Below are 12,111 nucleotides of genomic sequence, written 5' to 3' on the forward strand. Positions count from 1 at the left end.
GGCCTCCTGGTCGTAGCGACCTGCGAGGGGCACCGCGGCGCGGGTGCCCGGACGGCCTCCCCCTCTGTCATCTCAACCTGAGAGCTTCGCCGTACCCGCTCGGCGGAGCGGATCGGCTTTCACCGTCGGTGAGAGCGGGTGCCGTCCGACGCCCGCCCTGCTTTCCAGAGTGACCTCGTCCGTGCGGTACAGGGGCCTGAGAGATTCCGGGGAGGATTTGCTCCTTCGGCGCCCCCGGACGATCCCTGAAAGATCGCTTCGGAGGACTCTCCCGCACGGGGTCAGCGGCCGTTGCCAGACTACCAGCGACGTCCCTGACCGATCCCCCGAGTGGCCGACGTCACGGTTGTGCATTTTCGTAGTGTTTGTGGACCGGTTGCGACCGACTGGAGGGACCGTGCAGACCGATATCGATCCTCGCAGCCTGATCGGCCGCAAGGCGTACGACCGTGACGGCCACAAGATCGGCACGGTGGACGAGGTGTACCTGGACGACGCGACCGGCGAGCCGGAGTGGGCCGCGGTGCGGACCGGGCTCTTCGGACGGGACGCGTTCGTCCCGCTGGAACCCAGCGAGGTCGTCGACGAGGCGCTGCACGTCCCGTACGAGCGCGCCCTCATCAAGGATGCTCCCGACTTCGGGGTGGGGCGCCATCTTTCGCCGGAGCAGGAACTGCAGCTCTACCGCCACTACGGCCTCGACCTGCCGGGCCCGGCCGCCCCCTCTCCTCCCGACAGGGACTTCGGCTCCCTCTCGGACGGTGACGGCTGACCGCCGCCCGGCACCAGCGGCAGCGGGTCCGACGGCTCCAGCGCGGGGTCGCCGGTCCGGAACGTCCGCGCCCGTCCGGGAGGCGACCCCGGCTCCTCGAACCGCACCGTCACCCGCCCCACGCCACTCCCCTGCACCCACCCCGCTCCGTGCTCCGCATGCCGCACGTCCTGTCCGGGCGCCCACCGCCGGGCCGTCAGGTCGCGCGCTCCCACCGCCGCCGGCTCCTCCTCTGCGCCGCCCCCGCCGGCGCCCACCGCACCGGCAGCCTCCGGGTCACCCCCGTCCACGGCCGCTGCCCGCCCAGGTACGCCCCCGGGCCCACCTGCCCGCACGGTGCCCTCCGTCCCTGCCACGTTCTCCGCTCCTCCGCGCCCTGCGGCCTCCGGCCCGCCCCCCGTCTCCCCGCGCCCGAAGGCGGCACCGCTCCGACCGGTCACGCCCTCCGCAGGACCGGCCGCACCGGCCGGAGCCGCACTCGCCTGCCCGCCACCGCCGACCGCGGCCCCGGCCCACACCGTCCCGGCCGCCTCCCGGACACCCGCGCCCCCCACAGCCCCAGCACCCGGACCGTCGGGTCCCGCCGCGCCCGCGCTGCCCCCGTCCACGGCTTCCACCCGCACGCCGGGGTGTCCGGCCCCCGCGCCCGCGGCCCCAGGCTGCTCCGTCGCCCCGCCCGGCCCACCGCCGACCGCAGGGGCATCACCCTCGTGGTCCCCCGCCCGGCCCGGTGTGCCCGGCCCGCCCTGCCGGCCGCCGCCCGGTGCCTCCCCGACGGCTCCGGCGTCACCCGCCACGGCCTCCCCGGCGTCCGGAGCCGTCACGGTTTCGGAAGCACCGCCGCCCACGACTCCGGCTGCCCCCTGCCCCGCCTCCGGCCGACCGGCCGCCCCCTCGCCCGAACCCGGCACCCCCACGAACCCGCCCTCCGCTGCCGGGACACCCCCTCCCGACGCACTCCGGCCCAGCCCCACGGCTGTCCCTGAGTCCTCCGGAACCCCGCCCCGCGGCCCGGTGCCCCGCACCCCGGCCTCACCGGTCACGCCGGCGCGCCGGCCGAAGACCGCCCCCGCCGGCCCGGGACCGCCCTGGCCCTGACCCGGACTCCCGGCCGACGCCGAGGCACCCCGCGTCCCCTCCCCCGGACGCCCGGGCCCGGTCGCCGTGCCATGCTCCCCGGCCGCGCCCATCGCCTCGGCCGCCATGTGCCGCCCACCGACGCCCGGCCCAGTGACCCCGGGAACCGCGGCCGCATCCACCTCATCCGCCCCGGCCGCCCCTGCATCGGCCCCGACCGGCGTGCCACCGTCCTCGGCCGCGCCCACATCCAGCCCCTCCGCCGCCGCCTGGGCGAAGAGGTCCTCCTGCGTGTAGTCGGCCAGACCGGACACTCCCACGCCCAGCAGCCGGACCCCGCCCGTCGTGTCGACCAGGTCCAGCAGCCGGGCCGCCGCCTCCCGTACGACGCCCTGATCGTCCGTCGGGCCCCGCAGGGTCTCCGAGCGGGTCAGCGTCGAGAAGTCGTAGCGCCGTACCTTCAGCACCACGGTCCTCCCCGACCGCCCCGCCTCCCGCAGTCGCCGCACGCAGCGCTCCGCGAGTCTCTCCACCTCCCACCGCACCCGCGCCCGGTCGTGCAGGTCGACGTCGAAGGTGTCCTCCACGGACACCGACTTCGCATCCCGCTCCGCGACCACCGGACGGTCGTCGTACCCGAGGGCCATCGCGTACAGGGACGTTCCGTGCGCCCGGCCCAGCAGTCGTACCAGCTCGTCCTCGCCTGCCTCCGCGAGCTCGGCCACCGTGGTCACGCCGGCCCGCCGCAGCTGCTCCGCCGTGGCGGGTCCCACCCCCGGCAGGGTCCGCACACCCATCGGCGCCAGCAGCTCCCGCTCGGTCCCGGGCTCGATCAGGACCAGCCCGTCCGGCTTCGCCTGCTCCGACGCGATCTTCGCCAGCATCTTGGACCCGGCCAGCCCCACCGACCCCGTCAGTCCCGTCACCGCGAGGATGTCGCGACGCAGCCGTTCCCCCGTCGCCCGCGCGCCCTCAGCGTCGAACGCGGTGCCCCCGGCCTCCAGGTCCACGAACGCCTCGTCCAGGCTGAGCGGTTCCACCAGCGGGGACAGCTCCCCCAGCAGCTCCATCACCTGCCCGCTCACCTCGCGGTACACGGAGAAGCGCGGCACCAGATACGCCGCGTTCGGTGCCAGCCGCCTGGCCTGCGCGGTCGGCATCGCGGACCGCAGCCCGAACCGGCGCGCCTCGTACGAGGCCGTGGCGACGACGCCGCGCGGCCCCAGCCCTCCCACGACCACGGGCTTGCCGCGCAGACTGGGTTTCGCCGCCTGCTCCACGGCGGCGAAGAACGCATCCATGTCCAGATGCAGGATCGTCGGCGCTGCTCTCACATCACCGATGGTGCCTCACACCACTGACAACAACCCGCACACACGTGCGAACCCAAGCTCGGGCACCCGCTCCGTCCCGGTGCGTCAGACGGCCTTGTCACGTCTGCGCCGCGCGAGCTCATCGCCCGGGTTGTGCCCGATCAGGGTCTCCCCGGTGTCGACCCGCTCCCCGTGCAGCTGCGAAAGGGCGGCCTCGACATCCCGCCAGACCACGCCCACCGCGATCCCGAAGATGCCCTGACCGCCCTGGAGCAGGGAGACGACCTCGTCCGGCGACGAGCACTCGTACACGGTGGCGCCGTCGCTCATCAGCGTCATCCGCTCGAGATCCCGCGGCCCACGTGATCGCAGGTGCTGAACCGCGGCCCGGATGCTCTGGAGCGCGACCCCGGTGTCCAGGAACCGCTTGACGATCTTCAGGACGACGATGTCCCGGAAGCTGTACAGCCGCTGTGTCCCCGACCCGTACGCGGGCCGGACGCTCGGCTCCACCAGCCCGGTGCGTGCCCAGTAGTCGAGCTGCCGGTAGGTGATCCCGGCCGCCGCGCACGCGGTGGGGCCGCGATAGCCGATGAGGTCGGCGGCCGGGTCGGCCGGCTCATCGCGAAGCGGATGCGGTCCGCCTCCTCCCGGGCTCCGCCCGGGGAGCGCTCCCGCCGTACCGTCGCCACCGTTCATGACGCCGACCCTCCGTCCTTGACCTGCCAACTCGACGGTAGGCAGTCCCCAGGGGTGCGTCAACGATCGCCACACTCGCCACGCCGAGTGATAATCACCCTGAGAGTGGTTTGGCGTGTCCGGTTTCCGGGAAACGCTACTCGAATGCGCCGGTACCTCGGAATGCGCCCCCGCCGGGAGGCACGCGGCTCAGGAACGCGGCTCACTGGTTGCTGGTGCCGAAGTCCTCGGGAGAGATCTGGTCGAGGAACTCGCGGAACTTCTCCACCTCGTCCTCCTGCTCGTCCGGGATCGCGATCCCGGCGTCGTCGAGCACACCGTCACTGCCGAAGATCGGCGTTCCGGTCCGCAGGGCCAGCGCTATCGCGTCGGAGGGCCGGGCACTCACCTCGACACCGCTGGCGAACACCAGCTCGGCATAGAAGACCCCTTCACGGAGATCCGTGATCCGGACCTCGGTGAGTTCCTGGCCCACGGCCTCCAGCACGTCCTTGAAGAGATCATGGGTGAGCGGCCTGGCAGGGGTCATGCCCTGCTGGGCGAAGGCGATCGCCGTCGCCTCACCGGGACCGATCCAGATGGGGAGGTACCGGTCGCCTCCCACTTCACGCAGGAGCACGATCGGCTGGTTGGACGGCATTTCCACCCGGACACCGACAACATCGAGCTCGTTCACACAGCAACCCTAGGACGAGCCGGACCGGTTTGGGTAGTCGGGGCCCTCCCCGAGGTCCCGAGGCCGCCCACGAGGTCAGGGAAACCGGACGCCGAGGGCCGTGCTGACCAGCGCCGCGTGCAGCCGCACGGACAGAGCGGCGAGTTCCCTGGTGGTGGCTTCGGCGTGCGCCCGGGTCTGCGGGTTGCGGTGGCGGCGCAGCGGCGCCACGACCTGCTCGACGAGCCCCGCGTCCCGGTCCGCCGCGGCCTTCATCGCCCGCAGGTGCCGCGGCTCCAGCCCGAACCTGCCCAGCTCCGCGACGAGCTTCGCGACGGTCACCGCCTCCGCGTCATAACCGCCGCCTTCCGCCCCCTCGGTGACCAGCCCGTAGGACTCCCACTCGGCCAGCTCGTCCTCGCCGACCTCCGCGGCGGCGAGGAGTTCGGCGCGGCCGATCCGGGCCGCCGTGGGGCGCCCCGGCTCGGAATCCCACGGCGGGACGGCGTCCGAGCGGTCGCCGGACGCCCCCTGGGCGGGCAGCTGCACCTGCTCACCCCGGGCGAGGGCGTCCAGGTGCTCCCGGATGACCTTGAGCGGCAGGTAGTGGTCCCGCTGCATGCGCAGAATGAGCGCGAGGCGCTCCACGTCCTCCGGGCTGAACTTGCGGTACCCGGAGGACGTGCGCCGCGGCTCGACCAGCCCTTCCGACTCCAGGAACCTGATCTTGGAGATGGTGACTTCGGGGAACTCCTCGCGCAGCTGGGTGAGCACCGTACCGATGCTCACCAGCCGGTCGCCCGCGTCGGCGGTGCCGTGGCCGGCACCGCCCGTCGGTGTTCGCAGCATGGACCTTCCCTGGGGATCACCCCGGACCGGATCCGGGGGTGGGGGTGCCCCAGACGGAGTCTGGGAGAGGTCAGACGCCCCGCTGGTTCGCGAAGAAGACCAGCCGGTACTTGCCGATCTGCACCTCGTCACCGTTGGCGACCTGGACCTGGTCGATCGGCTCACGGTTGACATAGGTGCCGTTGAGGCTGCCGACGTCCGCGACGGTGAAGCTGCCGTCGCCCGCTCTGCGGAACTCCACATGGCGACGTGACACGGTCACGTCGTCCAGGAAGATGTCGCTCTGCGGATGACGCCCCGCCGTCGTCAGGTCACTGTCGAGCAGGAAGCGGCTTCCCACATTCGGACCGCGCCGGACCACGAGCAGTGCCGAGCCCGGCGGCAGCGCCTCGACGGCGGCCTGCGCCTCGGGCGAGAGCGCGGGAATCGGAATCTGGCCGGTGGCCTCCGCTTCGTACGCCTCGAGTCCCGAGATCGAGATGGTCGAGGTGGTCTCCGAGGCCCGCTCCGCCGGCACGCCACCGCGCAGCGGTGCCCCGCAGTTGGAGCAGAACCGGCTCGCCTCGGCATTGCGGTGTCCGCACCTCGTACAGACCGGCATGGACGTGTCCTCCTGCCGCGGCTGGCCCGCGTGTGCGCTGGTCGCATACGGATCGGAGGGGGCCCCTCCGGCCGTACCCGGGGCTGACGGTTCTCCGAAACCTATGCGGCCGGGACCGGCAGGGTCAACAGAAGACGCGCCCTGTCCGCCCGTATTGTCACCACCCGGACCAGCGAGCTCGTCGCGGAAGAGCGGACGTTCCCCGCTCTGCTGCCCCTCCTCGCTCTGGCCGTGCCGCGGCGCGCGGTGCCTGGCGTTGTCGCCGTCCTCGCGCGCACTCTTGCCGAACAACTTCCCAAACAGTTTCACGGGCGATTCCCCTTGAACGAAACAGACCCGCCCGTGGGGCAGGACGAACCCTGAACGAACACACCTGCCGACCCGGACATTCTCACAACGTCCGTATCCACCGGACAGTTTCCACCACGCACCACAACGGTGATGCGGCGACCCCCCGCGGGACGTCTCCACGGCGCTGCGGTCACGGGAGCAGCCCCCACTCTTCGCCTCCCCTGTCCGGTCCGGCCCCTCGGGCATTCCCCCACCGTGCGACCCCCATGCAGTCGGCGCCTCACTGCGATGACGACCGAGCGTAGTCAGGCCGCTTCGTCGGTCGCAAGGCATCCACAACGATCTTCTCCGACCGGGTCACGGTGGCCGTGGCCTGCTCCTTCTCCAGACTCTGCACGATGCCACCCGGGATGTTGAGCGCGGGCTCCAGATCCTCGGGTTTGCCGATGATCTTGAACACGTACGGTGCGGTGACGGCCTGGCCGTCGACCTGGACGGCACCGGCCTCACCGGTGAAGTATGTGTCCGCGACGACCCTCACGTCGTCGATCTGGATGGCTTCGGCGCCTGCCGCACGCAGTTCCTGGATGGTGTCGAGGAGCTTGTCCGGCTCGACGGCCCGCAGCGGGTCGGTGATCTCCAACGTGATGCCGGGGCCCTGAGCGGCCACCGTACCCGCGAGGATACCGAGCTGACGCTCCCTCTCCTCGGTCTGTCTACGGGCCTCTTCGGCCTGGTCCGAGCTGTTCTCCAGTTCCCGCCGCTGGGCGTCCAGCCGCTGCTTCTCGTCTTCGAGCCGCTCCGTCCGGTCGTCCAGCTCGTCGAGGATCCGCACCAGGTCCTCCTGGCGGGCACCGCGCAGCGCGCCGTCGTCGCTGGTGGAGCGGACCTGGATGGCCAGGCCCAGACCGAGCCCGAAGAGCAGCAGCGCGACGATGAGCTGCGCGCGCGTCACCCTCGGCGGCCACAGCCCGGCGACCAGCCGCTGCCGCCCGGTCATCGCGGGGGCGTCCGGCGGGGCCGGTGGCGGTGTCTCGTGGTTGTCGGTCATCGGCCTCACGCCCGGAACACATGCCGCCGGATGGCGGCGGCATTGGAGAAGATACGGATGCCGAGCACGACGACGACGCCGATGGAGAGCTGCGAGCCGACGCCGAGCTGGTCACCGAGGAACACGATCAAGGCGGCCACGACGACGTTCGACAGGAAGGACACGACGAAGACCTTGTCTACGAAGATCCCGTCGAGCATGGCTCTGAGCCCGCCGAAGACCGCGTCGAGTGCGGCGACGACGGCGATCGGCAGATAGGGCTCGACCACCGCCGGAACCTCGGGCTGGATCAACAGTCCGACCACGACTCCGGCGACGAGGCCCAGTACGGCGATCACGATGTGCCCTTCCCTGTGTCGGCCGTGCCCTGCCCGTCGCCGCTCCCGGCGCCGGTGGTCCTCGGCTCTGCTGTACGTACGATGAGGCTCGCCGCCGCCGGCAGAGTCACCCGCTCCTGGGCCGAAATGCTGCTGCTGATCCCGAAGTTCTCCGCCAGCGCGTGCAGGTAGCGGCCGTCCGCGCTGTCCTGGAACCGGGTGCTCAGCCTCTTCCCGTCCCCGACCGCCAGCACCGTGTAGGGCGGCACCAGCGGCTTGTTGTCGACCAGTATGGCGTCACCCGCCGCCCTGATCGCGGACAGGGAGGTCAGCCGCTGTCCGTTGATCGCGACCGCCTCCGCCCCGGACTGCCACAGCCCGTTGACGATCCGCTGCATGTCGCGGTCCTGGACCCGGCCTGTGTCGGTGAAGCCACTGCTCTCACGCGGGCCGTCGCCGCCCTGGTCGGCTCCCCTGGCATCGTCGACGACCAGTTTCACGCCGGGGCCCTCGACCTCTGTGGCACCGGACAGCAGGGAGACCAGTCCGCTCTGGTCCCCGCCATGCTCGCGCAGCGCCTCCCGCTGCCGCGTACCGACCTCGTCCCGCAACTTCTCGATGTCCTTCTCGAGCCCCTCCACGGCCGAGGTCTCGGCCTGGATCCTGTCGATCAGCTCGTCGCGCTCCTTGGCGACCTCGGGCTTCGACGTCCAGGTCTGTGCCGCACCCAGCGTGACGACCACGGCGGCCAGGGCCAGCCCGGCCGCCAGCCCCAGCCGGGCTCTCAGCGTGTTCGGCGGGCGACCGCCCCCGGCATCACGGCGGGCGGACGCCTCCGCGTACCCGTCGTCCAGCGCGTGGTCGATGACATTGGTCAGCAGCGACATGGACGCGTCGGGGCGCGGAGGCGGGGAGCCGGTGCTCCGAACGGGGGGCTGCTGCGACATGCCGCACATCGTCGCATGTCGGGGCGCCTACCGCCGAATGGCCCCACCGGTGTGCCGGACGACCCCAGGGCCGCAGCCCGGCACACCGGCCTCGCGCTCACCGCGTCCGGTCAACGACCTGCGCTGTCCACCACTGCGGCCCACTCGTCGAGCAGCTCCTGCGCAGAGGTGTCGTCGGGCCCCTCCGCCCACAGATGGGTGACGGCCTCGGCCGGATCGGGCAGCACCAGCGCCCACCGCCCGTCGGCCTCCACGACCCGGACTCCGTCGGTCGTGTCCACATGCCGGTCCCCGGCAGCCTCCACGACCCGCCGCATGACGAGCCCCTTCACCGCCCACGGCGTGGCGAGATCACGCCGCAGGACATGGGCACGCGGGATCCGGGCGTCGATCTGGCTCAGGGTGAGCTGGGTCCGCGCGACCAGCCCGATGAGCCGCACGAACGCGGCCGTCCCGTCGAAGACGCTGCTGCATTCGGGAACGATGAAACCGCCGCGGCCGTCTCCACCGAAGATGGTGGAATCCTCGCGCCCGACCCGGGTCAGATCATCCGGCGATGTCGTCGTCCAGTCGACCTGTGTTCCGTGGTACGCGGCCACCTGTTCGGCGATCCTGGTCGTGGTGACCGGCAAGGCCACCCGCCCGCTGCGCCGCTCGGCCGCGACCAGGTCCAGCATGACCAGCAGCGCCCGGTCGTCCTCGATGATCCGGCCCCGCTCGTCCACGAGCGACAGCCGCTCACCGACGGTGTCGAAGCGCACTCCGAACGCGGCCCGAGCCGATGCCACTATCTCCCCGAGCCTTACGAGCCCGGCCCGGCGGGACTCTGCGGACTCGGTGGGGCGCGACTCGTCCAGGCCGGGGTTGATGGTCAGCGAGTCCACTCCGAGCCGCCCGAGCAGGCTGGGCAGGACGAGCCCGGCGCTGCCGTTCGACGCGTCCACGACCACCTTCAGCCCGGCCTCCGCGATCCCCGTGGTGTCGACCCGCCGCAGCAGCGCACCCGTGTACTGGTCGAAGACGCTCGACGGGAAGCTGAGGTCACCGATCTCGCCGGGGAAGGCCCGCCGGTACTCCTGGCGCGCGTACACCCGGTCCAGTTTCCGCTGCCCCGCCTGGGACAGGTCGGCACCCCGCTCGTCGAAGAACATGATGTCCACGGAGTCCGGGATCCCCGGTGTGGTCCGGATCATGATCCCGCCCGCACTGCCCCGCGCGGTCTGCTGACGTGCCACCGGCAGCGGTACGTTCTCGAGGTCCCGTACGTCGATGGCGCTCGCCTGCAGGGCGGAGATCACGGCCCGCTTGAGTGCCCGGGCGCCTCGCGAGTGGTCCCGGGCCGTGGTGACCGTGGCTCCCTTCTTGAGTGTCGTCGCGTACGCCCCGGCGAGCCGCACGGCCAGCTCCGGCGTGATCTCCACGTTCAGGATGCCCGACACCCCGCGGGCGCCGAAGAGGTGCACCTGCCCCCGGGACTCCCAGATGACCGAGGTGTTGACGAAGGCGCCGGCCTCGATCGTCTTGAACGGGTAGACCCGCACATTGCCCTGAACGATCGATTCCTCACCGACGAGGCACTCGTCCCCGATGACCGCGCCGTCCTCGATCCGCGCGGCCCGCATGATGTCGGTGTTCTTGCCGATCACGCAGCCCCGGAGGTTGCTGTGCGGCCCGATGTACACGTTGTCGTGCACGACGGCCTTGTGCAGGAAGGCACCACCCTTCACGACGACGTTGGAGCCGACGACGGTGTGCTCCCGGATCTCCACGTCGGCCTCGACCTTGGCGTAGTCCCCGATGTACAGGGGGCCGCGCAGTACGGCGTCGGGATGCACCTCGGCACCTTCGGCCACCCACACCCCAGGCGAGATCTCGAAGCCGTCGAGTTCGACGTCGACCTTGCCTTCCAGGACGTCGGCCTGGGCCTTCACATAGCTCTCGTGGGTGCCCACGTCCTCCCAGTAGCCCTCCGCGACATAGCCGAAGACCGGTTTCCCTTCCTTCATCAACTGCGGGAAGACATCTCCGGACCAGTCGACGGAGACATCGGGCTCGACATAGTCGAAGACCTCGGGCTCCATCACATAGATGCCCGTGTTGACAGTGTCGGAGAAGACCTGACCCCAGGTGGGCTTCTCCAGGAACCGCTCCACTCTGCCTTCGTCGTCGACGATGGTGATACCGAATTCCAGCGGATTAGGAACCCGCGTCAGGCACACGGTGACCAGTGCGCCCTTCTCCTTGTGGAAGGCGATGAGATCGCTCAGATCGAAATCCGTGAGCGCGTCCCCGGAGATGACGAGGAAGGTGTCGTCCTTGAGCGCCTCTTCGGCGTTCTTGACACTGCCGGCGGTACCGAGCGGCTTCTCCTCGTGGGCGTAGGTCAACTCCATGCCGAGTTCCTCGCCGTCACCGAAGTAGTTCTTGACGAGCGACGCGAGGAACTGCACGGTGACGACGGTCTCGGTGAGTCCGTGCCGCTTAAGCAGCCGCAGGACGTGCTCCATGATCGGCCGGTTGGCGACCGGCAGGAGCGGCTTGGGCATGCTTGAGGTCATGGGGCGAAGGCGGGTGCCTTCGCCTCCGGCCATCACGACGGCCTTCATGTCGGAAGCGTCCTCCTTGAAGAGACGACGATCTAGCCGACTGCGCCTGTCCGGATCCTGGCCCTCTCACGCCGCACGGTGCCGGCGAATCCGCACGGCACCGGGACGGACAGGGTCAATCGGCCGCGGTATCCGCCTTGACGAGACGGCGGACCTGGACCACGTAGAGGATCCCTGCCCACCAGTAGAGCGTTGTACCCCATCCAGCGAAGGCCCACCCGAAAATTTCAGCGAGTGACGCAAGCCACGTCTCCCCGCTGCTGAGCAGAAGCAGCGGAAACGCGTACATGAGGTTGAACGTCGCGGCCTTCCCCAGGAAGTTCACCTGCGGCGGCGGATATCCGTGCCGACGGAGGATTCCCACCATCACCAGCAGGATCAGGTCCCGCGAGAGCAGAAGCAGGGTCAGCCAGAGCGGCAGGATGCCACGCCAGGTCAGCCCGAGGAGCGTGGACAGGATGTAGAGCCGGTCGGCGGCCGGATCGAGGAGACGCCCCAGGCTGCTGATCTGGTTCCAGCGCCGCGCGAGTTTCCCGTCCAGGTAGTCGCTGACGCCACTGAACGCCAGGACGAGCAGGGCCCATCCATCGCTGTTCGGTCCGCCGAACTCAGGGCGGAGAATGAGCCACAGGAAGAGCGGCACACCGGCGAGCCGGGCCATGCTCAGGATGTTGGGGATGGTGAGGACCCGGTCCGTCTGAACGCGAGTCTCCTGAACCTCCACCCGGGTGCCTCCTGTGGGAAAAGTGCCAACACTGCCACCCGACCTTACCGTCACGGTCGGCGGACCGAGGCAGGGGGGCCGGAGCGAGGCGGTCGGAGAATGCAGAAGGCCCCGCACTGATGACAGTGCGGGGCCTTCCCACAATTAGTTCGGCGGCGTCCTACTCTCCCACAGGGTCCCCCCTGCAGTACCATCGGCGCTGAAAGGCT

The 12,111-nt window shown here is 70.8% G+C and carries 11 protein-coding genes and 1 riboswitch; of the genes, 1 reads left to right on the top strand and 10 read right to left on the bottom strand.

Features of this window, described 5'->3' with window-relative positions; translation table 11 throughout:
• Positions 1 to 174: 174 nt before the first annotated feature.
• Positions 175 to 284, bottom strand: a riboswitch (glycine riboswitch).
• Between the two features lie 113 nt (positions 285 to 397).
• Positions 398 to 772 (top strand): PRC-barrel domain-containing protein, encoded by a 375-nt coding sequence (locus I3F58_RS16035; RefSeq protein WP_240109285.1) that lies wholly within the window; start codon positions 398 to 400, stop codon positions 770 to 772.
• Here I3F58_RS16035 and I3F58_RS16040 read toward each other — a convergent pair.
• The 10 genes from I3F58_RS16040 to I3F58_RS16085 all read right to left on the bottom strand — a co-directional run bounded on the left by I3F58_RS16040 (position 691) and on the right by I3F58_RS16085 (position 11,902).
• Positions 691 to 3,183, bottom strand: coding sequence for a DNA polymerase IV (locus tag I3F58_RS16040; RefSeq protein ID WP_240109286.1), 2,493 nt, complete (start codon positions 3,181 to 3,183; stop codon positions 691 to 693). The genes I3F58_RS16035 and I3F58_RS16040 overlap by 82 nt on opposite strands.
• An 84-nt stretch (positions 3,184 to 3,267) precedes the next feature.
• On the bottom strand, positions 3,268 to 3,861 hold the full coding sequence (locus tag I3F58_RS16045; RefSeq protein WP_240109287.1) for a MerR family transcriptional regulator: 594 nt from the start codon (positions 3,859 to 3,861) through the stop codon (positions 3,268 to 3,270).
• Positions 3,862 to 4,063: 202 nt separating this feature from the next.
• On the bottom strand, positions 4,064 to 4,537 hold the full coding sequence (locus I3F58_RS16050; RefSeq protein ID WP_058941224.1) for a bifunctional nuclease family protein: 474 nt from the start codon (positions 4,535 to 4,537) through the stop codon (positions 4,064 to 4,066).
• Positions 4,538 to 4,612: 75 nt separating this feature from the next.
• Entirely contained in the window at positions 4,613 to 5,365 is a 753-nt protein-coding gene (locus I3F58_RS16055) for a MerR family transcriptional regulator (RefSeq protein WP_240109288.1), read from the bottom strand.
• Positions 5,366 to 5,435: 70 nt separating this feature from the next.
• On the bottom strand, positions 5,436 to 6,383 hold the full coding sequence (locus I3F58_RS16060; protein WP_240109297.1) for an FHA domain-containing protein: 948 nt from the start codon (positions 6,381 to 6,383) through the stop codon (positions 5,436 to 5,438).
• Between the two features lie 154 nt (positions 6,384 to 6,537).
• A complete protein-coding gene (locus I3F58_RS16065) occupies positions 6,538 to 7,308 on the bottom strand; it encodes a DUF881 domain-containing protein (protein WP_240109289.1) in 771 nt (256 codons plus the stop codon).
• A 5-nt stretch (positions 7,309 to 7,313) separates the two neighbouring features.
• Positions 7,314 to 7,646, bottom strand: a complete 333-nt coding sequence (locus tag I3F58_RS16070; protein ID WP_240109290.1) for a small basic family protein — start codon at positions 7,644 to 7,646, stop codon at positions 7,314 to 7,316.
• The gene (locus I3F58_RS16075) at positions 7,643 to 8,572 is read right to left on the bottom strand and encodes a DUF881 domain-containing protein (protein WP_240109291.1); all 930 of its coding nucleotides are present in this window, start codon (positions 8,570 to 8,572) and stop codon (positions 7,643 to 7,645) included. The genes I3F58_RS16070 and I3F58_RS16075 overlap by 4 nt, the downstream gene beginning before the upstream one ends.
• A gap of 110 nt (positions 8,573 to 8,682) precedes the next feature.
• Positions 8,683 to 11,178 carry a mannose-1-phosphate guanyltransferase gene (locus I3F58_RS16080; RefSeq protein WP_240109292.1) on the bottom strand — a complete coding sequence of 832 codons (2,496 nt, stop codon included), beginning with the start codon at positions 11,176 to 11,178 and terminating at the stop codon, positions 8,683 to 8,685.
• 115 nt (positions 11,179 to 11,293) lie between these two features.
• On the bottom strand, positions 11,294 to 11,902 hold the full coding sequence (locus I3F58_RS16085) for a CDP-alcohol phosphatidyltransferase family protein (RefSeq protein WP_240109293.1): 609 nt from the start codon (positions 11,900 to 11,902) through the stop codon (positions 11,294 to 11,296).
• Between the last annotated feature and the right edge of the window lie 209 nt (positions 11,903 to 12,111).

The organism is Streptomyces sp. MUM 203J, from assembly GCF_022414595.1.
Classification (GTDB): Bacteria; Actinomycetota; Actinomycetes; order Streptomycetales; family Streptomycetaceae; genus Streptomyces.